Genomic DNA, 24,345 nt, shown 5'->3' with positions numbered 1-24,345 from the left:
CGTGCCGCTCGCACTCACGCGATCGCGCTCAGCACCGCCTTGACCCGCTCGGCGTAGGCGGCGGGGTGGGTCAGGTTGCCGTTGTGGCCGCCGGGGAACTCCTCGACCGGCACGCCGAGCGGCGCGCCGAGTTCGGCGGCGCACTTGCGGTCGAGGACATGCCGCGGGGTGGTACGCCCGGCGGCCGGGACGACGCGGACCGGGGTCCGGCGCAGCGCGGCGACGTCCACGTGATCACGCCTGACCGCGGTGAAGTCGTGCGCGATGAAGCAGTCGAACCCGGCGGCCCGGTCGGGGGTCAGCGGGGCGGGCCGGACGTCCGGCTCCAGCTCCTGGTTCGACGCCCAGTGTCCCGCTCCCGCCCGCCTATGTCGACACACTGGTCGACCACCTGCTGACCCGCCCGGCAGACGATGCCGCGGACGAGGGGTGACGAGGGAGAACGCCGGCTGACCGACGGACGCGCCGACGGGCTGTCGGTGCGCCGCAGGCGGCTGTCGGTGGCCTGTCGGTGGTTTGTCGGCAGCCCCTGGCACCGTCTTCTGCATGACGCGAATCCATGAAAACCCCGTCGGCGCAAGCCACGCAGTGACGGTACGGGGACTGGTCAAGCACTACGGCGAGACCAAGGCGCTGGACGGTGTCGACCTGGACGTGCGCGAGGGCACCGTGATGGGCGTGCTCGGTCCGAACGGCGCCGGCAAGACCACCCTCGTACGGATCCTGTCCACCCTGATCACCCCGGACGCCGGCCAGGCCACCGTGGCCGGGTACGACGTCGTACGGCAGCCCCGGCAGTTGCGCCGGGTCATAGGGCTCACCGGGCAGTACGCCTCCGTCGACGAGAAGCTCCCCGGCTGGGAGAACCTGTACATGATCGGCCGGCTGCTGGACCTGCCCCGCAAGGACGCCCGCGCCCGCGCCGACGAGCTGCTGGAGCGGTTCTCCCTGACGGAGGCGGCCAGGCGGCCGGCGAGCACGTACTCCGGTGGTATGCGGCGGCGACTCGACCTCGCCGCCTCGATGATCGGGCGCCCGGCCGTCCTCTACCTCGACGAGCCGACCACCGGACTCGACCCCCGTACCCGAAACGAGGTGTGGGACGAGGTGAAGGCGATGGTCGGCGACGGCGTCACCGTGCTGCTGACCACCCAGTACATGGAGGAGGCCGAGCAGCTCGCCTCCGAGCTGACCGTGGTCGACCGCGGCAAGGTCATCGCCACGGGAGGGATCGAGGAGCTGAAGGCCCGCGTCGGCGGGCGCACCCTCCGGGTCCGGCCCGTCGACCCGCTGCAGCTGCGCCCGCTCGCCACCATGCTGGACGAGCTCGGCATCACCGGTCTCGCGACCACCACCGTGGACCCCGAGTCCGGGACCCTGCTGGTGCCGATCCTCAGCGACGAACAGCTGACCGCCGTGGTCGGCGCGGTCACCGCGCGCGGCATCACGATCTCCTCCATCACCACCGAACTGCCCAGCCTGGACGAGGTGTTCCTGTCCCTCACCGGCCACCGCGCCAGTGCCCCGCAGGACACCACGCCCGCCGACTCCCGTGAAGAGGTCGCCGTATGAGCGCCCACCCGTCGCCCACCACCACCCTGCACGAGGCGCTTCGCGCCGCCCCTACGATCACCGCCGTACCCACCGACGCCGACGTCCGGATCCCGCTGCGCGGGCATCTGCGGCACACCGGCGCGCTCGTCCGCCGCAATCTGCTCTGGATCCGCCAGGACCCGGAGTCGATGTTCGACGCGCTGCTGATGCCGGTCGTCTTCACCCTGCTGTTCGTGTACGTCTTCGGCGGGTCCATCGGGCAGGCGCTCGGCGGCGGCCAGGGCCAGTACGTGCAGTACGTCATCCCGGGCATGATCGCGATGATGAGCATGACGCTGTCCCAGGGCGTCGGCACCGGGTTCAGCCAGGACTTCAACAGCGGGGTCATGGACCGGTTCCGGTCGCTGCCGATCGGGCGCGGGTCCGTGCTGTTCGCGAAGATCGCCGTCGAGCTGGCCCGGATGCTGTTCGCCACGGCCGTGCTGATGGTCGTCGCCGTGCTGGTCGGCTTCCACATCAGCCACTGGGCCGGCCTGTTCGCGGCGGTGGGTCTGTCCGCGCTGTTCGCCTCCTCGATCATGTGGGTGTTCCTCACCCTGGGCGTGATCCTGAAGAACGCGCAGTCCGTGCAGGCGATGGGCTTCCTGGTGCTGTTCCCGCTGCAGTTCGGCTCGTCGATCTTCGCGCCGACCAAGTCGATGCCGGGCTGGCTGCAGAGCTTCACCGACTACAACCCGCTGTCGACGCTCGCGGACGCGGCCCGCGGCCTGATGATCGGCGGCCCGGTCGCGCACGACCTGTGGGTGACCGTGGCCTGGTCGGTGGCGATCACGGCGGTCATGGGACCGGTCGCGATCCACAAGTTCCGTACCAAGAGCTGACGTCCGCCCGCTCGGAGCGGGACGGCTCAGACCAGGGCGGTGGCCTCCGCGAGGGAGAGGCCACCGCCCTCGGCGTACGCGGCCCGGTAGGCGGGTTCGTCCAGGACCTCCCGGATCCGGCTCTCGGCCATGTCATGGCACCGGCGCTCGACACCGGAGAGGATGTGCCCGGACGGCAGCAGGGTCTGGGCGGCGCCCAGGCAGCGGGCGGCGTCGACGGCGCGGCTGCCACCGTCGAGGCGGGCGAGGCCCATCGCCGCGGTGTAGAGGCAGATGGAGTCCAGATGCGGGGCGACCGCCTTGGACAGCGGGTCCTGAGCGAGCTCCAGCGCCCGCCGGACCCCGTCCAGCGCGTCCTCGGCACGGCCGTCGAGGGCGTCCAGCCAGGCCTCCTGAGTGAGGATCATGGCGTCGAAGACGACGAAGTGCGCGATCTTGAACTCCTCGCGCAGCGCCCGCAGTTGCTCACGGGCCTCACCGGTACGGCCGGTCAGGCCGAGCCAGCAGGCGAGGAACAGCCGGGCGGCGGGCATGGCCTCGTTGAGGGAGCCGTCCTTGCTCGCGATGACGTCCCTCAGCAGTTGCTCGCCGCGCTCCATGTCCCCCGCCTCCATGAGCACGCTGCCGAGGCGGGCGCGCAGGACGGCCATCTGGCCGCGCGCGCCGATACGTTCGGCGTATGCGATGGCCGCCCGGTAGTCGGCGGCGGCCTCCTGGTTGGCGCCCTGGCGTTCATGGGCCTCGCCACGGGCGGACAGCGCCTCGGCGGTACCCCAGGCGTCACCGAGGCGGTGGAAGATCGCCAGGGCCTCCTCGGCGTCCCGGGTGGCGTTGCCGGCCCAGGCGGCGCGGTTGGCGAGGAGGTTGGCGCGCAGCTGCAGAGCGCCGGCCAGCTCCCACTCGAAGCCGGGGGTCTCCCGGCAGGTCCGCACGCAGGCGTCGACGACCTCCCGCATCTGCTCCACACCGCCGCCGGCCAGTATCACGGCGTAGAACCACACCATGCCGGGCGCACGGCAGGTCTGCGGCAGCCCCGGTCGGTAGACCTGGGTGATGGCGCGGAGCTTGGCCTGGGCACCGGGGGTCTGCCAGGCCTCCAGCTCGTGGTCCATGCAGGCGAGGTGGGCGAGGTGGACGCCGCGCCGGGCCTCGGCGAGGACCTCGCCGCCGTACGGGGGCGGGGCGTCGGTACAGCGCTGCCACACCGGCTGCGCGGGCCGGACGGGTTCGGTGAAGGGGTCGGGACCGAGCGCCATGACCTCCCGGCACCAGTTGCGGGTCTCGATGCGCAGGTCGCGCATCTGCCAGAACCACACCAGGGACAGCACCAGGCACAGCCCCTCCTGCTCGTCGCTGGCGGCGACGGCGTGCCGCAGCGCGGTGCGCAGGTTCTCGTACTCCAGCTGGAACCGGTCGATGGCGGTGGGCTGTTCGGGGCCGCGCAGCAACGGGTCGGTGGTGCGGGCGAGTTCGCGATAGTACGTCAGATGGGCGCGCTCGGCCTCGCTGCGGTGCCCGGTCTCGTCGAGCCGTTCGCCGGCGTACTCGGCGACGGTCTCCAGGAGCCGGTAGCGCATCCCGCCCTCGGCCGAAGGGGCGGCAACCACCAGGGACTTGTCGACCAGGGAGCCGAGCGCGTCCAGGGCGACGGGCCCGCACACGGCCTCGGCGGCGGCCAGGTCGCAGCCGCCCGCGAAGACGGACAGCCGGGCGAGGACGTCCCGCTCGTCCGCGTCCAGCAGCTCCCAGGACCAGTCCACCACGGCCCGCAGGGTCTGCTGGCGGGGCAGGACGGTGCGGCTGCCGGAGGTGAGCAGCCGGAAACGGTCGTCGAGACGGTCCGCTATCTGGCGTGGGGCCAGCATCCGCAGCCGGGCCGCCGCCAGCTCGATCGCGAGCGGGAGTCCGTCGAGCCGCCGGCAGATCTCCGCACAGGCCTCGGGATCGTCCTCGACACGGAATCCGGGCCGGGCCGCCGCGCCCCGGTCGGCGAGCAGCCGCAGGGCGACCGGCTCCGGCAGCGGCTCCACGGGGCGCACCAATTCCCCCGGCACACCGAGGGGTTCGCGGCTGGTGGCGAGGACGGTGAGCTGCGGACAGCGGGCCAGGAGGCGCTCGGTGAGGTGGGCGGCGGCCTCGATCACATGCTCGCAGTTGTCCAGGACGATCAGCATCCGGCGCCGGGCGCAGTGCTCCACGATCCGTTCGAGGGGGTCGTCGTACCGGTCGGCGACCGCGCGGATGCTCTCGGCGCCGGCGCCGTGCAGCACGGTGTCGCGGGCGCCGATCGCGGTGAGCACGGCCTGCGGTACGGCCTCGGGGTCGTCCACGGGCGCCAGTTCGGCCAGCCACACCCCGTCCCGGACGGTGTGCCGTACCGCCTCGGCGGCCTCCTGGGACAGCCGGGTCTTCCCGGCGCCGCCCGGACCGAGGAGGGTGACCAGGCGGGCGGCGGCCAGATCGGCGCCGATGGCCTCCATGTCGGTCTCCCGGCCGACGAAGGAGGTGAGCCGGGCGGGCAGATTGCCGACTGCCGCCGGCCCGGGCCGCGGTGCCGGGGGCTCCTCGGTCAGCAGCTCGGTGTGCAGGGCTCGCAGTTCGGGCCCGGGGTCGGAGCCGAGCCGGTCCGCGAGCCGCCGTCGTACGTCCTCGTAGGCGGCGAGCGCCTGGGCCGGGCGGCCGGCGTCGCGCAGGGCGCGCAGCCGCAGCGCCTGGAGCGGCTCGTCCAGCGGGTGGTCGTCGCACAGGGCGGTCAGCTCGGGCAGGGACTGCTCGGCGTGCCCGAGGACAAGGGCGGCGGTGTGCCGGGCGCGCAGCGCGTCCAGGCGGCGGGTCTCCCAGCGGGCCGCCTCGGCGGCGTGGTCGGGCAGGTCGGCGAGCGCCGGGCCGTGCCACAGGGCGAGCGCGTCGTCCAGGACGGCGGCGGCCTTGGCCGGGTCGCCGTCGGCGAGGGCCCGCAGGCCGTCGCCGGTCAGCCGCTCGAAGCGGGTGAGGTCGACGTCGTCGGGCGCGGCGGTGAGCCGGTAGCCGCCCTCGGCGGAGGCGACGGCGTCCGCGCCGAGGGTACGGCGCAGCCGGCCGACCAGCGCCTGGAGCGCCCCGGCGGCGTCGGCGGGCGGGTCGGCGCCCCAGACCTCGTCGACCAGCACACCCACGGGCACGGTCCGGCCGGCCCGGAGCGCGAGCACGCCCAGCAGGGCACGCAGCCGCGCCCCGCCGACCGGGACGGCCGTACCGTCGGGGCGGAGTACCTGGGTGGTGCCGAGCAGGCGATAGCGCACGGGGTCCATTGTCACCGCAGCGGTCACCGGTGGTCACCGGGTTGCGGCGGCGTGCCGTCGGGGAGCTGCAGAGTGACGAGGACGCCGCGGGTGCGGCGGATGCGGTGGGGGCCCGGGTCCCTGCCGGGTTTTTGGCTCTCGAACCACTTCGGGCAGGTGTCGACGGCCTCCAAGGTGTGCGCGCCGGGCACCGGTTCCCCGCTGTACGGGGACGGGAGCAGGATCACGGCCGGGGCCTCCGAGGGCACGCTGGTCGGTGTACGCCAGGTACTCCTGGTGCACCAGGTCGATGGCCCGCACCCGGCCGGCGGTCTCCGCATCCGGACCGCCGTGGTTCTCCACCCACGCCTACGGCGCCGTAGCCGTGGCCCTCCCGGACGGCTTCGGCGCCGTAGGCGACCAGCTTCCACGACACCTCGTCGCCGACCGCGAACGGTGTGCCGCAGCACTCCATCTGCCAGTCCTCGTAGAACACCCTCATCCGTGGCATTCCCCCAGGGTCCAGGAACCCGACGGCGAGTGCGAGACGTTTCCCCCGCGAGGGCGCGGCCGGTACGGTCGCACTCCGCACCGTCCCCACCGCACAGGAGCCCGCCGATGACCATCGCCTCCACCCGCCGCGGCGACCACCGGGTCAGTCCCGTGTTCGTCGGGATCCTGGCCGTGACGGCGGTGACGGGCTGGGCCACCTGGACGGGGTTTGCGGCACGGCCGGGCGTCGCGGTGTTCCTGTTCGTGACGGCGGCCTGGATCGTCTCCCTGTGCCTGCACGAGTACGCGCACGCGCGCACGGCCCTGCACAGCGGCGACATCACGGTCGGCGCGAAGGGCTACCTCACCCTGAACCCGCTGAAGTACACGCACGCGCTGCTGAGCATCGTGCTCCCCGTCATCTTCGTGATCATGGGCGGGATCGGTCTGCCGGGCGGCGCGGTGTTCATCGAGCGCGGCCGGATCCGGGGCCGCTGGCGGCACAGCCTGATCTCGGCGGCGGGCCCGCTGACGAACGTACTGTTCGCGGCGGTGTGCACGGCCCCCTTCTGGCTGCACGCGCTGGACGGCATACCGAGCGACTTCCGGTTCGCGCTCGCCTTCCTGGCCCTGCTGCAGGTGACGGCGGCGATCCTGAACTTCCTGCCGGTGCCCGGCCTGGACGGCTACGGCGTGATCGAGCCGTGGCTGTCGTACAAGGTGAAGCGCCAGGTGGAGCCGTTCGCGCCGTTCGGCCTGCTGTTCGCGTTCGCGCTGCTGTGGGTGCCGTCGATCAACAGCGCGTTCTTCGGCCTGATCGACGCGATCCTGCGCGGACTGGGAGTCAGCGACCAGGACACCTCGTACGGCTGGAGCCTCTACCGCTTCTGGGCCTAGGCCGCCCGGCCGCGCTTGATGTAGTACCAGGTCATGTTGGACGTCAGGCCCGCCAGCAGCACCCAGACGATCCCCAGCCAGCTGCCCTGGACGAAGGAGACGACGGCGGCGGCCACGGCGAGCACGCAGACGACGAGGGTGTAGAGGGCGAGTCGCCGGGTCTGGGTGGGTGGGGGCGAAAAGGGCATGGGGGTCGGCTCCTTGCGGGGGACACTGCTACGCCGAACAGTGTCCCCCATCCGCTCAGACGTCGGTGATGCGGAGCCCGGCGTGTGCCTTGTAGCGGCGGTTGACGGAGATCAGGTTCGCGACCAGCGACTCGACCTGGTGGGCGCCTCGCAGCCGCCCGGCGAAGATGCCGCGCATGCCGGGGATGCGCCCGGCCAGGGCCTGCACGATCTCGACATCGGCCCGCTCCTCGCCCAGCACCATCACATCGGTGTCGATCTGCTCGATCTCCGGGTCCTGGAGCAGGACGGCCGACAGGTGGTGGAAGGCGGCGGCGACCCGGGAGTCCGGCAGCAGGGCGGCGGCCTGCTCGGCGGCGCTGCCCTCCTCGGGCCTGATCGCGTAGGCGCCCTTCTTGTCGAAGCCGAGCGGGTTGACGCAGTCCACGACGAGCTTGCCGGCCAGTTCGTCGCGCAGGGCCTTCAGCGTGTCGCCGTGGCCGTCCCACGGCACGGCGACGATCACGATGTCGCTGCGCCGCGCGGCCTCGGCGTTGGCGGCGCCCTCGACACCATGGCCGCACTCCTGGGCGGCGGCCCGGGCGCGGTCCGCGGACCGGGAGCCGATGATCACCTTCTGGCCGGCCCTGGCGAGCCGGTAGGCGAGGCCCTTGCCCTGCGGTCCGGTGCCGCCGAGCACGCCGACGACGTATCCGGAGACGTCGGGCAGGTCCCAGGGGTCCTTGGCGGGGGCCTTGGCAGGGGTCTGTGCACTGTCGGTAGTGGTCATGGGGCGAGCCTACGTCCGTGACGCTCGCGGCACGCTCAGGTGAGGCGGCGCACGGGCACCCGGCGGAAGGTGATGGTCTCGTAGGCGCTGAAGTCCCCGGTCTCGTAGAGGAGTCCCACCGTGTCCCGGTCGATGCGGACCAGGTCGGAATAGGCGGCGGGCAGCCCGTCGACGGTGAACGCCGTGCGCCAGGTGGTGCCGCCGTCGGTGGAGGCGCGGATCGTCATCAGGGCGCGGAAGGCGGGGTCGGCCGGGCCGGAGCAGAGGAGCAGGTCCGGGTCGCGGAGCTGCAGGACGGAGGCCTCGCAGACGGGTGCGGTCAGCCCGGCCTGCGGCCGGAACGGCTTGACGAGGGTCTTCCCGCCGTCCGTGGAGTGGGCGTCGGCGCGGTTGCCGGGCGAGGGCGAGTCGTTGCGGGTGTTGAAGTAGACACGCCCGTCGGGGAGTTCGGCGGCGGTGGTCTCGTTGACGTTGATGTAGCCGTCGGTGTTCTCGTCGACGTACCCGAGGTGCCAGGACTCTCCCCGGTCGTCGCTGAGCAGACAGTGGCCGCTGTTGTACCGGGGTTCGGCGCCGGTGTCGGTGCCGGTGGGCGGCACGGTGTGGTTGGCGGGGACGAGGACGCGGCCGGTGCTCAGCTGGAGGGCGTGGCCGGGGGTGGTGGCGTACCAGCGCCAGCCGCGCTTCTTCACCTGCGCGGTGATCTCCCGGGGCGCGGACCAGGTCGCCCCCTCGTCGTCGCTGTGCTGCACCCACACCCGCCGCCCGTCGGCGTCCGGGACCTGACCGCGCAGGATGGCGGCCTCGGTGGCGCCGGCGGCGGCCCGGATGTGCACGAGCAGGACGCGGCCGGTGTCGAGCACGACGGGGGCGGGGTTTCCGGCGAGGTCTTTCCCGTTTCTCGCGGCGACCTTGAGCGGCCCCCAGGTGCGGCCGCCGTCCGTGGACCGCTTGAGCACGATGTCGATGCGCCCGTGGTCGGCGGCGGAGGTGACACGGCCCTCGCAGAAGGCGAGCAGTGTGCCCGCTCGGGTGGCGACGACGGCCGGGATCCGGAAGCTGGCGTAGCCCTCGTGTCCGGCGCGGAAGGGGACGGTGACCTCGGTCATCGGACGGCTCCTCGGGAAGGGAGGGGAACGGGGACCTGTTCGCACGGTGACCGGTGAATGTCCCCGGGGCGGGCGAATTCCGGGTGAACTCCGCGTCACGAGTGACCGGTTGCGGCAGGATGCGGGCGCATGGACGCCGTACGGGTCGCGCTGCTGCGGGAAGTGCTCGCCGGGACCGAGTGGCTGGGGGCCACCCGGAGATTCGCGGGAGTGCTACGCGGGTCGGTGGTGGCGCACGGGGGCGGGCTGCTGCTGGTGGGCACACCGGAGTACGAGCCGTGGCATCTGGCGGCGCATCTGGTGGACGAGGCCGCGTGGTCCGGCACGCCCGAGCTGGCGCCGACCCTGGTACGGCATCACGCGCGCCCCTCCGACCCGCCCCACCTGGCCGTGGGGCCGGGCCGCATCGAGGCGGCGCGGCGCGGTGAGACCCTCCTGGTCGTGGCGCCCGAGGAGCCCGCGCCCCTGCTGGAGCGCGTGCACGACGCCCGCCGGGCCGGGGTGACGGTGCTGGCCCTCGGCGCGGACGGCGGCGACCTTGCCGCACTGGCCCACGACACGCTGCCCGTACCGGAGGCGGCGGAACTGGACCTGGACACCGTCCAGCACCTGGTCAGCGCGGCGGCGGGCGAGAACGGCGGCGATGTCTCTCCGAGGGTCCGGCGGGGTTTCCGGGACCGTCTGTCGAGGCTGGCGGAGATCCTGACGGCCCCGCCACCTGCCGCCTGGTGACCTTTGCCCACCCGCCCGCCCAAGGTTTTCCGGGTGCCCTCCAGCTGGGTCGGGTGGGTGGGCGGCGGAGAAAATCGGTTGCTCCGGTACCGTCGGCGGGCGAGCATGCCTCGGGTGGCCCGTGCTCTTCTCCCCGACCTCGACCCCTGGAAAGCCTCCGCGGACTTTCGCCGGCTCTGGAAGTCGGGGCTGATCAGCAACTTCGGCAGCTTCCTCACCTTCGTCGCGCTCCCGGTGCAGCTGAAGGACCTCACCGGATCCGCGGCGGCGGTGGGCGCGATCGGCGCCGTAGAGCTGCTGCCGCTGATCGTGTGCGGTCTGTACGGCGGCGCCCTCGCCGACGCGCTCGACAAGCGCAAGCTCATCGTGTGGACGGAGGCCGGGCAGGGCGTGCTGAGTGCCGTCCTGCTGCTCAACGCCCTGCTCCCGCACCCGGCGATCTGGCCGCTGTACGCCGTCGCCGCCCTCTCCTCCGCCCTGGTCTCCGTCCAGCGCCCGGCGCTCGACTCCCTGTGGCCCCGGATCGTCGCCCACGCCGACATGCCCGCCGCGGCCTCCCTGAACTCCCTGCGCTGGACCCTCGGCGGAGTCGCGGGCCCGGCCCTGGCCGGCGTGGTCGTCGCCTACGCGGGCCTCGGCTGGGCGTACGCCGCCGACCTGCTGACCTTCGCCGTCTCGCTGGCGTACATCGTGCGGATCGCCCCCTCCCCCGCCTCCCACGAGGCGTCGAAGCCCTCGCTGCACGCCATCCTGGAAGGCGCCCGCTACGCCTGGAGCCGTAAGGAACTCCTCGGCACCTACGTCGTCGACCTCGCGGCGATGTTCCTGGCCATGCCGCTCGCGGTGCTGCCGTTCCTCGCCGACGAGCTGCACGCCGACTGGGCGCTGGGCCTGATGTACGCCACCGTCCCCGCCGGGGCGATGCTGGTGAGCCTGACCAGCGGCTGGGCCTCCCGGATCCACCGGCACGGCCTGCTGGTGGTGCTGTCGGCCACGGGCTGGGGCCTCGCGGTCGCGGCGGCCGGTATCTGCGGGAACGTGTGGCTGGTCCTCGTCTTCCTGACCGTCGGCGGTGGCTTCGACATGGTCAGCGGGATCTTCCGGGCCGCCATGTGGAACCAGACGATCCCGGACGAGCTGCGCGGCCGGCTCGCCGGGATCGAGCTGCTGTCCTACTCGGTCGGCCCGCAGCTCGGCCAGGTCCGGGCGGGCGGCATGGCCGCCTGGGCGGGCGTACGGACCTCCGTCGTCTCCGGCGGGCTGGCGTGCGCGGGCGCCATGGGCCTGCTCGCGCTGTGCCTGCCAGGACTCATGACGTACGACGCCCGCACCAACGAGCACGCGGTACGGATGCGCGAGCACCGCGGCGCCGCCGTACCCACGGAGGTGTGATCACTCCTCGTCGGTGCTCCCGCCGGCCGGCGCGTCGTGCCAGCGCGGGTCGTTCTCCCACTGGAGGTTGCGCTCGGCGGCGGTCTCCATCGCGTGCCGGGCCTCCTCCGGGGAGGCGTACGGCCCGAAGCGGTCCTTGCCCGGGCACTCCGGGCCCTCCTCGACCTTCTTGTGCTCCAGGCAGTAGTACCACTCGCCGGGCTTGCCGACGGTGCGCTTCTTGAACAGGGCCATGAACAGCTCCTCTCGCCAACGACATGTTCCCCCATGTCGGCTGGATAGACTCGCTGTCATGTCTGGCCAGTCGCTGCTCGTACCTGGGGAGCTGTCCCCCACCCGTTCGGTCCCCGGAAACATCCGCCGCCCCGAGTACGTCGGCAAGCCCGCGCCGGCGCCGTACACCGGTCCGGAAGTGCAGAGCCCGGAGATCATCGAGGCGATGCGGATCGCCGGCCGTATCGCCGCGCAGGCGATGGAGGAGGCCGCGAAGATCATCGCGCCGGGGGTCACCACGGACCGGCTGGACAAGGTCGCCCACGAGTACATGTGCGACCACGGCGCCTACCCCTCCACGCTCGGCTACCGTGGCTTCCCGAAGTCCCTGTGCACCTCCGTCAACGAGGTCATCTGCCACGGCATCCCGGACTCGACGGTCCTGAGGGACGGCGACATCGTCAACCTGGACGTGACGGCGTACATCGGCGGGGTGCACGGCGACAACAACGCCACCTACCTGGTCGGGGAGGTGGACGAGGAGTCCCGGCTGCTGGTGGAGCGGACCCGGGAGGCCCTGAACCGCGCGATCAAGGCGGTCAGGCCGGGCCGGCAGATCAATGTCATCGGCCGGGTCATCGAGTCCTACGCCAAGCGGTTCGGCTACGGAGTCGTCCGCGACTTCACCGGCCACGGCATCAACTCCTCCTTCCACTCGGGCCTGATCATCCCGCACTACGACAGCCCGCACGCGACGACGGTCATGCAGCCGGGCATGACCTTCACGATCGAGCCGATGCTGACGCTGGGCACCCACGAGTACGACATGTGGGACGACGGCTGGACGGTCGTGACGAAGGACCGCCTGCGGACGGCCCAGTTCGAGCACACGCTGGTGGTGACGGAGACCGGCGCGGACATCCTGACCCTGCCGTAGCGCTGCGCTCGCTTCGGCCATGACCGCACGGCCCGCCCTCTGCGAGGGCGGGCTTTCTCTTGTAACCTTTTACCGACACGATGTCGGCAAGATGCGGGGACGGCCTCATGGACACCTTCTCGACCCTCATCCGCACCGCGTCCCACCAGGCGCACGTGGCGGCGGAGACCTCGTCGTTCATGAGCGACCTGCTCGGCGGCCGGCTGGGAGTGGCCGCCTATGCGCGCTACACCGAGCAGCTGTGGTTCGTGTACGAGGCGCTGGAGAGCGGCGCCGGACGGCTGGCGGCGGACCCGGTGGCGGGGCCGTTCGTCCGGCCCGAGCTGTTCCGGCTGGCCGCGCTGGAGCGGGACCTGGCGCATCTGCGGGGACCGGCGTGGCGGGCGGGCCTGAGCGCGCTGCCCGCCACGCAGGAGTACGCGGCCCGGGTCCGCGAGTGCGCCGCGCGCTGGCCCGGCGGCTATGTCGCCCACCACTACACCCGCTACCTCGGCGACCTGTCCGGCGGCCAGATCATCCGCGACCGGGCGGAGAAGACCTGGGGTTTCACGAGGAAGGGCGACGGCGTCCGCTTCTACGTCTTCGAGAGCGTCTCCAACCCGGCCGCGTTCAAGCGGAGTTACCGGCAACTGCTCGACGGGATACGGGCGGACGACCTGGAGAAGCAGCGGGTCGTCGTGGAGTGCGAGCGGGCTTTCGCCCTGAACACCGCGGTGTTCCGGGCGCTCGGGGACGAGTTCCCGCTGAGCGCCTAGCGTTCGGGGCGGTCAGCGCTCCAGGAACACCCGGCCCCCGACCTCCACCCACCCCTCCGGCTGGGGCGCGGTCAGGATCTGGGAGCCCCTGCCCTGGGTGATGTTCAGGGCGCGTCCCAGCCGGTCGGTGAGGAGGAGGGCGGCGGCGCCGGTGGCCTCGTCCTCGTCGATGCCGTCGTTCCGGCCGGGGAAGGCACGGGAGCGGATCCGGCCGGCCGCCTCGTCCTCCCAGGCCCAGGCGTAGACCCACTCGCCAGGCGGGGGCACGTCGAGGGCGTCGACCTCGGCCGCCGTGCCGTACTGGCGCAGGGTGCGCGGCGGCGCCCACTCCGCACGCGCCTCGATCCAGCTGAACTCGCCGTCCAGGCGGGCCCCGACCACTCCGGCGGGCGTGACCAGTTCGGGCACGTCGAGCAGCCAGGCGGTGCCGACGCAGGGGTGACCGGCGAAGGGCAGCCGCAGGGTGGGCGTGTAGATGTCGATCACGCCGCGCTCGGGGTCGTCCACGAACACGGTCTCGCTGAAGCCGAGTTTGGCCGCCAGTTCCTGCCGGTCGCTCCGCTCGGGCAGCACCGAGCCGTCTCGGACGACACCGAGTTCGTTGCCGTAGCCGCCGTTCGGTCCGCAGAAGACGCGGAGTACGTCGTAGTCAGTCACGGGGGAATTCAAACATCGCGGCAGCCGCGAGCACGTCCCAGGCGGGGGCGCCGCCGGGGAGGGGCCAGGATCGGGTGCGTGCCTCCCGGTAGGGCAGACCGGCCAGCGTGTCGGCGTATGTCCGCAGCATGGTCTCTTGCTGCCCTTCGACGCCGGAGGCGGCGGGCCGGGCGGCCGGCCGGTCCAGCCGCTTCCGGTGCCCCTCGGTCACCTCGTCGGCCGTCCGGCGCCAGTCCTCGTCTTCCGGCAGACGGGTCAGCACCACGCAGGGCGGGGCCCGCCCCTCCGCGAGCGCCGCGACGGCCCGGTCGTGACCGTCCAGGAGCAACCAGCCGTCGAGTGCGGTGACCCACCAGAGCAGAACCGGCGCCAGAGTGCCGTCACGGGCGTGCTTGCGGTAGGCCTTCACCCGCCCGGCGTCCGGCGGCGAGAGCGGGCGCAGGGGTACGACACCGTGCCAGCCCTTGCCGGACCAGTCGAGATGGCAGGTAGGCCAGTGCCGGATGAAATCCTCCGCGTGCCAGACGTACGGCGGAAACTGGTTGCGCGCCCGCAGGTGCCAGCGCGAGTCGTGCAGGGGGCCTTCCCTCGCCTCGTCCAGCCACCGCGCATACGTGTGCACCCAGTTGACGGCCCCTTGCATCGCCGCTGAGCGAACCGGCGGCAGGGGTGGGCGGTAGCCCTCGTACCGCTGCAGATACACCCCCTGGTTCCACGCCTCCACGCGGCCTAGCAGCAGGATTCGCTCGCCCTGCCGCAGCGCCATCCGGCCGCCGTCGGCCACCTCGAACCTCAAAGGGGGCGGGCCCGGCCGGTCCCCCGCACCCAGCACAACGGCCTCGTCCGCCACCAGTTCCCTGCGCGCCTTCCCCATGCCGGTCACCCTGCCACTGCCGACTCGGTCAGCGCACGCACCCGAGATGGATCACGCACGCGGATCTGCCGGTCGGTGACCTCGTACCTCACGCCTCACTCTCACCCGCAGCTCCTGCAACTCGAAGTGTGCATTTCCGGGCCATCGAACGCGTTTCGCACACAGCCCCGGGCCGTCCGCGCCTTTGAGACCTGAATCACGACCCCGAAGGGTATGAGTGAGGTAAGGCTCAGGTAAGTTAGGGCAGCCTCACCAAACGAGATCCGCCAGGAGCCCGCATGCGAGCCGTCCGACTGACCGTCACCGCCACCACGGTGGCCGCTCTGGCCGCCCTTACGGCCTGCACCGCGAAGAGCGATGCCAAGGACGGCGACGCCGTCCAGGTCACCGCGGCCGACGCGAAGTGCGACACCTCGGCGAAGTCGGTCCCGGCCGGCCAGGTCACGCTGAAGATAGAGAACAAGGGTTCCAAGGCCACCGAGGTCGAGATCCTGTTCCCGGACGACCGCATCGTCTCCGAGAAGGAGAACATCGGGCCGGGCACCAAGTACACGCTGACCGCCGAGGTGAAGGCCGGGTCGTACGAGATCGCCTGCCGCCCGGGCATGAAGGGCCACGGCGTCCGCCAGAAGCTCACCGTGACCGGTGGCGGTACGACGGCGAAGCGGGACCCCAAGCTGGACACGGCCGTTGCCCAGTACCGCATGTACGCCCAGGACCAGGCCGACGAGACGCTGCCGAAGGTCGAGGCCTTCGCCAAGGCGGTCAAGGCCGGCGACCTGGGCGCCGCGAAGAAGGCCTACGGCCTCTCCCGCCTCGGCTGGGAGCGCACCGAGCCGGTCGCCGAGTCCTTCGGTGACATCGACCCGAAGGTCGACGTCCGCGAGGACGGCCTGGAGGACGGCCAGAAGTGGACCGGCTGGCACCGGCTGGAGAAGGCCCTCTGGCGGGACAAGAAGATCGGCGCCGGGGAGAAGGCGCTCGCCGATCAGCTGGTGACCGACCTGAAGGACTGGCAGGAGCGGGTCGGCAAGGCCGAGATCACCCCGACCTCCATGGCCAACGGCGCCAAGGAGCTGCTGGACGAGGTCGCCACCGGCAAGGTCACCGGCGAGGAGGACCGCTACGCCCACACCGACCTGGTCGACTTCAAGGGCAACGTCGAGGGCGCCCAGAAGGCGTACGAGCTGCTCGAGCCCGTCGCGGCCAAGAACGACCCGGCGCTGACCAAGGAACTGGACAAGCAGTTCACCGCGCTGAACGCGCTGCTCGACACGTACCGCTCGGACAAGACGTCGTACGACTTCGTCTCCTACGACAAGGTCACCAAGGAACAGCGCAAGGAGCTGTCGGACGCGGTGAACGCGCTCGCCGAGCCGCTGTCCAAGCTCGCCGCCGCGGTGGTGAAGTAGCCATGACCGAGCACACCGACGGCAGCAGCCCGTCGCGCCGCGCGCTGATCGGCTGGGGCGGTGCCGGGCTCGCGCTCGGCGCCGCCGCGGCCGGCGGGGCCGTGGCGATGGCCAGGACCGGCGACGACATGGACCCGGCGGCCGCCGAGACGGGCGGCGCGGTGGAGTTCCACGGCGCCCACCAGGCCGGCATCGCCACCCCGGTGCAGGACCGGCTGCATTTCGCCGCGTTCGACGTGAAGACCGACGACCGCGAAGAGTTCGTCCGGATGCTGAAGGACTGGACGGCGGCGGCCCGGCGGATGACCGCCGGAAAGCCGGTCGGCGAGGGCGCCTTCGACGGTCTCGCCGAGGCCCCGCCGGACGACACCGGTGAGGCGATGGGGCTCAAGCCGTCCCGGCTGACGCTGACCATCGGCTTCGGGCCGTCGCTCTTCGACAGGTTCGGGCTCAAGGACCGCCGGCCGGAGGCCCTGGTCGACCTGCCCAAGTTCCCCGGCGACAACCTGGAGAAGGCCCGCACCGGCGGCGACCTGTGCATCCAGGCCTGCGCCGACGACCCTCAGGTCGCCGTGCACGCCGTCCGCAACCTCGCCCGCATCGGCTTCGGCAAGGTCGCCGTGCGCTGGTCCCAGCTGGGCTTCGGCAAGACCTCCTCGACCACCCCGGACGCGCAGACCCCGCGCAACCTCTTCGGGTTCAAGGACGGCACCCGCAACATCGCGGGCACCGAGACCGACCGGCTGAAGAGGTTCGTGTGGGTCGGCGACGGCGACGACCAGGACTGGATGACCGGTGGGTCGTACCTCGTCGCCCGTCGCGTCCGCATGAACATCGAGACCTGGGACCGGACTTCGCTCCAGGAGCAGGAGGACGTCTTCGGGCGGGACAAGCGCGAGGGCGCACCGGTCGGCAAGGCCAAGGAGCACGACGCGCCGTTCCTGAAGGCGATGAAGCCCGACGCGCATGTGCGCCTCGCGCACCCGGACTCGAACAACGGGATCACCATCCTGCGCCGGGGCTACTCCTTCACCGACGGCACCGACGGCCTCGGCCGGCTCGACGCCGGGCTGTTCTTCCTGGCCTACCTGCGGGACGTGCGTCAGGGCTTCATCCCGCTGCAGCGCAAGCTGTCCGCGCACGACGCGCTCAACGAGTACATCCAGCACGTGGGTTCGGCGGTCTTCGCGATACCGCCCGGCGTCCGGGACGCGGACGACTGGTGGGGCCGCTCGCTGTTCTCCAAGGAGGCCTAGCCCGTGTTCTCCAACTACCTGATCGGCCTGCGCGAGGGGCTCGAGGCGTCGCTCGTCGTCTGCATCCTGATCGCCTACCTGGTCAAGACCGGCCGCCGGGACGCGCTGAAGCCGATCTGGATCGGCATCGGCATCGCGATCGCCATCGCGATGGGCTTCGGCTGCGTGCTGGAATTCGGCTCGCAGGAACTGACGTTCCAGGCGTCGGAGGCGCTCGGCGGCTCGCTGTCGATCGTCGCCGTGGGCCTGGTGACGTGGATGGTGTTCTGGATGCGGCGAACCGCCCGGCACCTGAAGTCGGAGCTGCACGGCAAGCTGGACGCGGCCCTCGCCATGGGCACCGGCGCACTGGTCGCCACCGCCTTCCTCGCCGTCGGCCGGGAGGGCCTGGAGACCGCGCTGTTCGTGTGGGCGTCCGTGCACGCCGCTTCCGACGGAACCCCGCGCCCCCTGATCGGGGTGGCGTTGGGCCTCGCCACCGCCGTCCTCCTCGGCTGGCTGTTCTACCGGGGCGCCCTGAGGATCAACCTGGCCAAGTTCTTCACCTGGACCGGCGGCATGCTGGTCGTGGTCGCGGCGGGCGTGCTGGCGTACGGCTTCCACGACCTGCAGGAGGCGGGCTGGCTGCCCGGACTGACGCACCTGGCCTTCGACATCAGCGGCACCATCCCGCCGGACAGCTGGTACGGCACGCTGCTGAAGGGCGTGTTCAACTTCCAGCCCGACCCGACCGTCCTCCAGATCACGGTGTGGCTGCTGTACCTGATCCCGACGCTCGCGATCTTCCTCGCCCCGGTAGGGTTCGCCTCCGGAAAGGGGAAGGTGAAGGGATCCGATGAGCAGGGATCGCAGCCCGCGCAGACTCCGCAGGCGTGACCGGAACGCACTCATAGCGGCCGCGCTGACCGCTTTGTCGTTGACGGCGAGCGGATGTGTGGTGGTGCACGGGGAGCGCGAGGTGCTCCCCGCCGCCACCCGCGCCGAGGCCGCCAAGGCGCTCACCGCGTTCACGACCGCGTACAACAAGGCCGACAAGGCCTACAACAGCTCCCTGGACGCGCCCTACCTCACCGGCCCGTTCGGCGACATCACCGCCGCGCGGCTGAAGGCCGGGCACGCCAACAGCCCGTCCGGCAACCCGGACCACGTGCCGCTGAAGCTGTCGGACGTGAAGATCACGATCCCCGAGAAGGCCGGCTGGCCGCGCTGGTTCGTCGCCGACGCCCAGGGCAACAAGACCGGCACGGCACGCTGGCTGATGGTGTTCACCCGGGGCGACCTCGGCGAGCGGTGGCGGGTGGCGTATGTCACGCTCGTGGCGCCCGGCGCCGTACCGGAGTTCAAGACGGACAAGGACGGCTGGGCCGAGGCGGTACCGGCCGGCTCCCGGCAACTCGCCGTCGCGCCCGAGAAGCTGAGCCAGGAGTACGTGACGTACCTGAAGAAGGGCGGCCAGACCTTCGCCGACGGCAGGTACACCAGCGTCGAACGCGCCGCCCGGACCAAGCGGGCCCGTAAGCCGGGCCTGGTCACCCAGTTCATCGACGGTCCGCTGACGAACGGCGGCTACGCGCCGCTGGCGCTGCGCACGGCGGACGGCGGTGCGCTGGTGTTCTTCACCACCCACCACTACGAGAAGCAGACCGCCGCCACCGGCACGACGGTGCCCCCTCAGGGCAAGGACGTCCAGGCACTGACCAAGGGCGAGGTGAAGCAGTCCCTGACGCTGGAGTTCATGTCGGGAGAGGTCGCGCTCGACCCGGCGGGGAGCGGCAAGGTGGCGGTGCTGGGGCGGGTGCCGGGTCTGACCGCGGCGCAGGGCGAGTAATCCGCGCCCTGTTGGCTGCGCGGCCCCTGAAGCGCCCTGGCGCTCGCGAAGTGCTCAGTGCCGAAGAGGCCAGCCCGTACCCTCGGCGCCCGCGTACCGCGAGCACGCGTCGGTGAGCACCTCCAGCAGGCTCAGGGGATCCGGCAGCGCGTGCTCCGGCCCCCGCACCCACCGCACCCGCTGGTCGTCACCGGGCAGCCGGGCGGGCGGCACCAGCACGTACGACCCCCGGCAATGCCAGCGCAGCCCCGGGTGCTCGTCCATGGTCTCGGGGTGGCAGTCCAGCTCGCACGGCCACCACTCGTCCTCATCCTCGGGGGTGCCACGGGTGAGGGTGAAGAACAGCATGCGGCCGTCGTCGCTCTCGGCGACGGGCCCGACCTCGACACCGGAGCCGAGCAGCCGCTCAAGGGCCTCCCGGCCGGCTTCCAGGGGGACGTCGAGCACGTCGTGCACCATGCCGGTCGCGGTGATGAAGTTGGCCTGCGGCTGGTGCCGGGCCCAGCGTTCGATCTGCGCGCGGTCGGTGGTGGACTGCGTCTGCCAGGCGAACGACACCGGGTGCCGGGCCGGGGTGGGACAGCCGACGCGGTCGCAGGAACAGCGGTAGCCGGGGGCGGGGTGCGCGGCGGGGGCGAGCGGCAGGCCCGCCGCGGCGGCGGCCAGCAGCAGGGTCTCACGGCCCCCGTCGTCGGCGGCCTCCTTCGGGCGGCGTCCAAGCAGCCACTGGGAGAGTTTGCCCTGCCGGCCGGACCGGCCGCCGAACGTCGCGCTCATCTATCCCCTCGCCTCGCTGGTGTGCGGACAGTGTGCCTTATCGTCCCATCTTCGTGCGCTTCGGGGTGGCTGCCGAGGGCAGGAAGCCGACCGGGACAGGTGGGCGCGCGGGCAGATCAATGCGGTGCGATTCCGTGCAGTGCGTACTCGACCAGGGTGTCCGTGTAGTCGTACGAAATGGGCCCGGTCCTTTGCAGCCACCTCTGCGCAAGTGGCGAAACGAACAGTTCCAGGGCGATACGGGGATCGACATCGGCCCGTACCGCCCCACTGTCCTGTGCGGTGCGCAACCGGTCGACATACAGCTGAAGCTGGGGTTCGAGCAGCCTCTCGACGAACTCCCGCCCGACCTGCTCGTTGAGAAGCCCCTCCGCGGCCAGCGCCCGCGCCGGCACCTCGAAGCGTGGGTCGAGGAGCTCGTCCACCGTGGCCCGCAGCACCGCCTTGAGGTCGGCGGCGAGATCCCCGGTGTCCGGGATGGTGTACGGCTCCTGCCCCGCCGCCCGGGCCGTCTGCTCGCCGAGGTCGAGGAACGCCTCCAGCAGGACGTCCGCCTTGGAGGACCACCAGCGGTAGATCGTCTGCTTGCCGACGCCGGCCCGCGCGGCCATCCCCTCGACGGTGGTCTTCGGGTAGCCGACCTCGCCGATGAGGGCGAGGGCGGCGGCGTAGATCGCTCTGCGGGACTTCTCGCTGCGACGGGTGGCGTCGGGGGCGGGCTGCTTGACCATGGCCCGACGCTAACAAGCCGCGCCGGCTACGCGGACGGCTCCTCCGGGGAACCCTCCGGCGGCCACGGGTCACCCCACTCGGCGTCCCGGGCCGCCTTGTACAGGGAGCCGTGGCGTTTGGTGACCGTCGTACGGGCCAGCCGCTCGTCGGTCTCGCACAGGTCCAGGAGCACCAGGCCCTTGCGGATCTGCGGGCGCCGGATCACCCGCGAGGGGGCCGGCGCGGCGGGCAGTCGGGTGGCGGCGACGTAGGAGAACTTCTCGTCCTCGTACGGCAGGGTGCCGCCCTTGACCCGGCGGTGCAGGGAGGAGCGGCTCACCCGGGCGGAGAAGTGGCACCAGTCCGTGCCGGGCTCTATGGGGCAGGCGGCGCTGTGCGGGCAGGGGGCGACGATGTGCAGCCCGGCGCGGATCAGGCGGTCGCGGGCCTCGATGACGCGGGCGTAGCCGGCCGGGGTGCCGGCCTCCACGATCACCACGGCCCGGGCGGCGGCCGCGGCGGCGTCGACGAGGGCGGCGCGGTCGGGCTCGGAGAGCTCGTTGAGGACGTACGACACCGTGACGAGATCGGTGTCGTCCAGGGTGAGGTCGGCGCCGATCCGGGCGCGCTGCCAGCGGGCGCCACGCAGGGCCGGGTTGGCGGCGGCGATCTCCCGGCCGAGGGCCAGTGCGGGCTCGGCCCAGTCCAGCACGGTGACGCTGCGCTCGCCGGCCCAGGTCGCGGTGACGGCCCAGGTCGCGGCGCCGGTGCCGCCGCCGACGTCGACATGGCTGCCGGGCGTCCAGGCGCGGACGGTCGCTGCGAAGGCCTCCAGCGCCGAGTGGACCGCTTCGAAGGTGGCCGGCATGCGGTAGGCGGCGTAGGCGGCCACGTCGGCGCGGTCGCGGAGGATCGGGGCGTGCGTGGGGGTGTCGCCCCGGTAGTTGGCGATGAGCCTGTCGACGGCGCCTGCGGCCTGGGTGGGCGGGAGTCCGTCGAGCAGGTCGGCGAGGCTTCGGCGGAGGGCTTCGGCCGGTGGTACGGGGGCGTTCACCCGGAGATTCTATGGCGCCGGCGTCCGGGTCGGCCCTGCTGGGGTCCGGCTCGGCCGGCTGGGAGCCGCGGGTCAGATCACCGCCCTCGCCAGGCGTGTCGCCAGTCGCGCTCTCGGCCTGCTGTCCGCCGGCCTGCGCCGCGGATGCACCGTGTTGGCCAGCAGGATCAGGAACGTGTCCGTCCTCGGGTCGAGGACGAGCGACGTGCCAGTGAAGCCCGTGTGGCCCGCCGCCCCGCGGCCCGCGAGTTCGCCCATGAACCATGGCTGGTCGACGGCGAAGCCCAGCCCCGGCGGGGTGAGCAGGAGCTCGACGAAGTCGGGGCCGAGGATGCGGCCGGGGCCGTAGGAGCCGCCGGCGAGCAGGGCGCGGCAGAAGACGGCCAGATCGCGGGCGGTGGAGAACAGGCCCGCGTGGCCGGCGACCCCGCCGAGCGCCCAGGCGTTCTCGTCGTGGACCACGCCCCGCAGCATCCCCCGGTGCGCCTTGGCCCAGGGCCGCCGCTGGTCCTCGGTGGCGGCCGCGCCGGGGCAGGGCCCGAAGCGGGTCGCCGTCATGCCGAGCGGCCGGGTGATGCCGTCCCGGACGAGGACGTCGAGGGTCCGGCCGGTGATGCGCTCCAGCACGGACTGGAGGAGAAGCATGTTCAGGTCGGAGTAGAGGTACCGGCCGGGCTCGCCGGTGGGGGCCTCGGCGCGCAGCAGGGCCAGGCGGGAGGCGTCGTCGGGGCAGTCGTACAGCGGCAGCTCGGGGCGCAGCCCGGAGGTGTGGGTGAGCAGCTGCCGCACGGTGATGCCGTGCGCGGCGGCGGCGTGGAAGTCGGGCAGGTAGTCGCCCACCCGGGCGTCCATGCCGAGGGTGCCGCGCTCGATCTGCTGCACGGCGGCGACGGAGGTGAACAGCTTGGTGAGGGAGGCCAGGTCGAAGGGCGTGTTGATGGTGGCCGGGACCCGGGCGGCGGGCGGCAGTTCGACACCGTTGTCGGTCTCGCGGTCGTAGCCGGAGTAGCGGACGGCCCAGCCCGCTGCCTCGGCCACGGCGATCACGGGCCCGCGGCCGGCCAGTACGACGGCGCCGGCCGCCCAGGGGCGGTCTCCGGCGGTGAGGGCGGGCACCTCGCCGACCAGGTGCTCGAGTTCCACGGGGTCGAGCCCGGCCCGTTCCGGTGTGTCGGCGCGCAGTCTCGGTGCGCTCAGTTGTCGTCTCCCTCCGACCCCGCACGTGCGTTCCCACGTGTGTTCCAGGGACGGCACATTCCCATGAAGCAGGCCGCCGCGACCAGTGCTCCCGCCAGTTGGACCACCGCCATGGGTACGGCGGTGTGCTCTCCGGCCACGCCGACGAGCGGTGAGGCGACCGCTCCGACGAGGAAGGAGGAGGTGCCGAGCAGGGCGGAGGCGGAGCCGGCGGCGTGCCGGGTACGCAGCAGGGCGAGGGACTGGGCGTTGGGGAGGGTGATGCCCATGGCGGACATCAGGACGAAGAGCGCGGCGGCGATCGGCGGCAGACCGACCTCGCCGAGGGCGCCGGTGGACATCAGCAGCAGGGCGGTCGCGGCGAGCACGATCACCGCGAGACCGCAGGCCAGCACCTTCTCCAGGGCGACCCGGCCGACCAGCAGCTTGCCGTTGACCTGCCCGGCGGCCACCAGCCCGACCGAGTTGAGGCCGAACAGCAGGCTGAAGGTCTGCGGGGAGGCGCCGTAGATCTCCTGGATGACGAACGGGGAGGCGGATATGTACGCGAACAGCGCGGCGAAGGCGAAGCCGCCGGCCAGCATGTAGCCGGTGAAGGGCAGGTCGGCGAGCAGACCGCGCATCGCGCGCAGGGCCGCCCCGACTCCCCCGTCGTGCCGTTCCGCCGGCGGCAGGGTCTCGGGCAGCCGCAGCCAGACGAGCGCGGCCAGCAGCACGCCGACGACCGTCAGGACGACGAAGACGCCCCGCCAGTCCGTCACCCGCAGGATCTGCCCGCCGATCAGGGGCGCCACGATCGGCGCGACCCCGGAGATCAGCATCAGGGTGGAGAAGAAGCGGGCCATGGCGACGCCGTCGTACAGGTCGCGTACGACGGCACGCGCGATGACGATGCCGGCCGCGCCCGCGAGGCCCTGGGCCAGCCGGAAGGCGACCAGTGTCTCGACGTTCGGCGCGAGGGCGCACAGGGCGGTGGCGAGGAGGTAGACGGCGAGGCCAGCGAGCAGAGGACGGCGGCGGCCCCAGCGGTCGCTCATCGGGCCGACGACCAGCTGCCCGAGGGCCATGCCCAGCAGGCAGGCGGTGAGGGTGAGCTGGACGGTGGCGGCGGGCGCGTGCAGGGACTGGGTGACCTCCGGCAGGGACGGGAGGTACATGTCCATCGCGAGCGGGGGTGTCGCGGTGAGGCCGCCGAGGACCAGCGTGACGAGCAGGCCGGTGCGGCGGCCGGCGGCGGATGTCCGGGCCGGGGTGGACGAGTGGTGGGTGTCCGGTGTAGGTGCCGCCGCGTGCTCGGGCATCTGTCCCCTCCCCTTGGTGAAACGGCCGCCTGCTGAAAATCCCCTTGGAATCGGCCGCCTGCCGCAGACGACCGGCACCTATGCTCTCAGCTCGTACAC

Annotated in this window: 26 protein-coding genes; 11 read left to right on the top strand and 15 right to left on the bottom strand. The window is 72.3% G+C overall.

Features of this window, described 5'->3' with window-relative positions; translation table 11 throughout:
• Window positions 1-14: 14 nt before the first annotated feature.
• Window positions 15-380 (bottom strand): hypothetical protein, encoded by a 366-nt coding sequence (locus AB0M27_RS00240; RefSeq protein ID WP_365716263.1) that lies wholly within the window; start codon window positions 378-380, stop codon window positions 15-17.
• A gap of 166 nt (window positions 381-546) precedes the next feature.
• Between AB0M27_RS00240 and AB0M27_RS00235 the strand changes: the two genes are divergently transcribed.
• Both AB0M27_RS00235 and AB0M27_RS00230 read left to right on the top strand, forming a co-directional pair.
• Window positions 547-1,572 carry an ATP-binding cassette domain-containing protein gene (locus AB0M27_RS00235; RefSeq protein WP_365716261.1) on the top strand — a complete coding sequence of 342 codons (1,026 nt, stop codon included), beginning with the start codon at window positions 547-549 and terminating at the stop codon, window positions 1,570-1,572.
• Window positions 1,569-2,435 carry an ABC transporter permease gene (locus AB0M27_RS00230; RefSeq protein WP_365716259.1) on the top strand — a complete coding sequence of 289 codons (867 nt, stop codon included), beginning with the start codon at window positions 1,569-1,571 and terminating at the stop codon, window positions 2,433-2,435. Before AB0M27_RS00235 ends, AB0M27_RS00230 begins: the two co-directional genes overlap by 4 nt.
• Window positions 2,436-2,461: 26 nt before the next feature.
• Here AB0M27_RS00230 and AB0M27_RS00225 read toward each other — a convergent pair whose 3' ends face one another.
• The 3 genes from AB0M27_RS00225 to AB0M27_RS00215 are packed head-to-tail and all read right to left on the bottom strand — an operon-like array spanning window position 2,462 to window position 6,197.
• On the bottom strand, window positions 2,462-5,725 hold the full coding sequence (locus tag AB0M27_RS00225; RefSeq protein WP_365716836.1) for a BTAD domain-containing putative transcriptional regulator: 3,264 nt from the start codon (window positions 5,723-5,725) through the stop codon (window positions 2,462-2,464).
• Between the two features lie 14 nt (window positions 5,726-5,739).
• Window positions 5,740-5,964 carry a hypothetical protein gene (locus tag AB0M27_RS00220; protein ID WP_365716257.1) on the bottom strand — a complete coding sequence of 75 codons (225 nt, stop codon included), beginning with the start codon at window positions 5,962-5,964 and terminating at the stop codon, window positions 5,740-5,742.
• Window positions 5,940-6,197, bottom strand: a complete 258-nt coding sequence (locus AB0M27_RS00215) for a DUF6578 domain-containing protein (RefSeq protein ID WP_365716834.1) — start codon at window positions 6,195-6,197, stop codon at window positions 5,940-5,942. The genes AB0M27_RS00220 and AB0M27_RS00215 overlap by 25 nt, the downstream gene beginning before the upstream one ends.
• A gap of 116 nt (window positions 6,198-6,313) precedes the next feature.
• Here AB0M27_RS00215 and AB0M27_RS00210 point away from each other — a divergent pair, with 116 nt between their 5' ends.
• Window positions 6,314-7,084, top strand: a complete 771-nt coding sequence (locus tag AB0M27_RS00210) for a site-2 protease family protein (protein WP_365716255.1) — start codon at window positions 6,314-6,316, stop codon at window positions 7,082-7,084.
• Here the strand turns inward: AB0M27_RS00210 and AB0M27_RS00205 are convergent.
• The 3 genes from AB0M27_RS00205 to AB0M27_RS00195 are packed head-to-tail and all read right to left on the bottom strand — an operon-like array spanning window position 7,081 to window position 9,150.
• On the bottom strand, window positions 7,081-7,323 hold the full coding sequence (locus AB0M27_RS00205) for a hypothetical protein (protein WP_365716253.1): 243 nt from the start codon (window positions 7,321-7,323) through the stop codon (window positions 7,081-7,083). The genes AB0M27_RS00210 and AB0M27_RS00205 overlap by 4 nt on opposite strands.
• A gap of 4 nt (window positions 7,324-7,327) precedes the next feature.
• Window positions 7,328-8,041 carry an NADPH-dependent F420 reductase gene (gene npdG, locus AB0M27_RS00200; RefSeq protein WP_365716251.1) on the bottom strand — a complete coding sequence of 238 codons (714 nt, stop codon included), beginning with the start codon at window positions 8,039-8,041 and terminating at the stop codon, window positions 7,328-7,330.
• A gap of 35 nt (window positions 8,042-8,076) precedes the next feature.
• Window positions 8,077-9,150 (bottom strand): sialidase family protein, encoded by a 1,074-nt coding sequence (locus AB0M27_RS00195; RefSeq protein WP_365716249.1) that lies wholly within the window; start codon window positions 9,148-9,150, stop codon window positions 8,077-8,079.
• A gap of 129 nt (window positions 9,151-9,279) precedes the next feature.
• Here AB0M27_RS00195 and AB0M27_RS00190 point away from each other — a divergent pair, with 129 nt between their 5' ends.
• Window positions 9,280-9,882: a hypothetical protein gene (locus AB0M27_RS00190; protein WP_365716247.1), complete on the top strand. Its 603-nt coding sequence runs from the start codon at window positions 9,280-9,282 to the stop codon at window positions 9,880-9,882.
• Window positions 9,883-9,987: 105 nt separating this feature from the next.
• Window positions 9,988-11,274, top strand: a complete 1,287-nt coding sequence (locus tag AB0M27_RS00185; RefSeq protein ID WP_365716245.1) for an MFS transporter — start codon at window positions 9,988-9,990, stop codon at window positions 11,272-11,274.
• Here the strand turns inward: AB0M27_RS00185 and AB0M27_RS00180 are convergent, their stop codons facing one another.
• Window positions 11,275-11,508, bottom strand: coding sequence for a hypothetical protein (locus AB0M27_RS00180; protein WP_351798326.1), 234 nt, complete (start codon window positions 11,506-11,508; stop codon window positions 11,275-11,277).
• A gap of 58 nt (window positions 11,509-11,566) precedes the next feature.
• Here AB0M27_RS00180 and map point away from each other — a divergent pair, with 58 nt between their 5' ends.
• A complete protein-coding gene (gene map / locus AB0M27_RS00175; RefSeq protein ID WP_365716243.1) occupies window positions 11,567-12,424 on the top strand; it encodes a type I methionyl aminopeptidase in 858 nt (285 codons plus the stop codon).
• A gap of 107 nt (window positions 12,425-12,531) precedes the next feature.
• Complete coding sequence (locus tag AB0M27_RS00170) at window positions 12,532-13,179, top strand: biliverdin-producing heme oxygenase (RefSeq protein ID WP_365716241.1); 648 nt, start codon at window positions 12,532-12,534, stop codon at window positions 13,177-13,179.
• Window positions 13,180-13,191: 12 nt separating this feature from the next.
• Here AB0M27_RS00170 and AB0M27_RS00165 read toward each other — a convergent pair whose 3' ends face one another.
• Together AB0M27_RS00165 and AB0M27_RS00160 are read right to left on the bottom strand one after the other, a co-directional pair.
• Window positions 13,192-13,836, bottom strand: coding sequence for a PhzF family phenazine biosynthesis protein (locus AB0M27_RS00165; RefSeq protein WP_365716239.1), 645 nt, complete (start codon window positions 13,834-13,836; stop codon window positions 13,192-13,194).
• Complete coding sequence (locus AB0M27_RS00160) at window positions 13,829-14,710, bottom strand: hypothetical protein (protein ID WP_365716237.1); 882 nt, start codon at window positions 14,708-14,710, stop codon at window positions 13,829-13,831. Before AB0M27_RS00160 ends, AB0M27_RS00165 begins: the two co-directional genes overlap by 8 nt.
• Before the next feature lie 278 nt (window positions 14,711-14,988).
• Here AB0M27_RS00160 and efeO point away from each other — a divergent pair, with 278 nt between their 5' ends.
• Genes efeO through AB0M27_RS00140 form a run of 4 tightly spaced genes read left to right on the top strand, consistent with a single transcriptional unit; the run spans window position 14,989 to window position 19,206 of the window.
• Window positions 14,989-16,122: an iron uptake system protein EfeO gene (gene efeO / locus AB0M27_RS00155; protein ID WP_365716235.1), complete on the top strand. Its 1,134-nt coding sequence runs from the start codon at window positions 14,989-14,991 to the stop codon at window positions 16,120-16,122.
• A gap of 2 nt (window positions 16,123-16,124) precedes the next feature.
• Window positions 16,125-17,378, top strand: coding sequence for an iron uptake transporter deferrochelatase/peroxidase subunit (gene efeB, locus AB0M27_RS00150; RefSeq protein WP_365716233.1), 1,254 nt, complete (start codon window positions 16,125-16,127; stop codon window positions 17,376-17,378).
• A 3-nt stretch (window positions 17,379-17,381) separates the two neighbouring features.
• A complete protein-coding gene (efeU, locus tag AB0M27_RS00145) occupies window positions 17,382-18,254 on the top strand; it encodes an iron uptake transporter permease EfeU (protein ID WP_365716231.1) in 873 nt (290 codons plus the stop codon).
• On the top strand, window positions 18,214-19,206 hold the full coding sequence (locus tag AB0M27_RS00140; protein WP_365716229.1) for a hypothetical protein: 993 nt from the start codon (window positions 18,214-18,216) through the stop codon (window positions 19,204-19,206). The genes efeU and AB0M27_RS00140 overlap by 41 nt, the downstream gene beginning before the upstream one ends.
• Before the next feature lie 54 nt (window positions 19,207-19,260).
• Here the strand turns inward: AB0M27_RS00140 and AB0M27_RS00135 are convergent, their stop codons facing one another.
• From AB0M27_RS00135 to AB0M27_RS00115, 5 genes are all read right to left on the bottom strand, one after another.
• Window positions 19,261-19,983: a bifunctional DNA primase/polymerase gene (locus AB0M27_RS00135; protein ID WP_365716227.1), complete on the bottom strand. Its 723-nt coding sequence runs from the start codon at window positions 19,981-19,983 to the stop codon at window positions 19,261-19,263.
• A 116-nt stretch (window positions 19,984-20,099) separates the two neighbouring features.
• Entirely contained in the window at window positions 20,100-20,714 is a 615-nt protein-coding gene (locus AB0M27_RS00130) for a TetR/AcrR family transcriptional regulator (protein WP_365716225.1), read from the bottom strand.
• Window positions 20,715-20,740: 26 nt separating this feature from the next.
• Window positions 20,741-21,748: a small ribosomal subunit Rsm22 family protein gene (locus tag AB0M27_RS00125; RefSeq protein ID WP_365716223.1), complete on the bottom strand. Its 1,008-nt coding sequence runs from the start codon at window positions 21,746-21,748 to the stop codon at window positions 20,741-20,743.
• 72 nt (window positions 21,749-21,820) lie between these two features.
• Complete coding sequence (locus tag AB0M27_RS00120) at window positions 21,821-23,002, bottom strand: serine hydrolase domain-containing protein (RefSeq protein WP_365716221.1); 1,182 nt, start codon at window positions 23,000-23,002, stop codon at window positions 21,821-21,823.
• Window positions 22,942-24,246 (bottom strand): multidrug effflux MFS transporter, encoded by a 1,305-nt coding sequence (locus AB0M27_RS00115; RefSeq protein WP_365716219.1) that lies wholly within the window; start codon window positions 24,244-24,246, stop codon window positions 22,942-22,944. The genes AB0M27_RS00120 and AB0M27_RS00115 overlap by 61 nt, the downstream gene beginning before the upstream one ends.
• Between the last annotated feature and the right edge of the window lie 99 nt (window positions 24,247-24,345).

The organism is Streptomyces sp. NPDC052107 (assembly GCF_040680215.1).
GTDB lineage: Bacteria > Actinomycetota > Actinomycetes > Streptomycetales > Streptomycetaceae > Streptomyces.
Note: the sequence above shows the minus strand (reverse complement) of the source record. Positions and strands in the feature narration are given on the sequence as shown.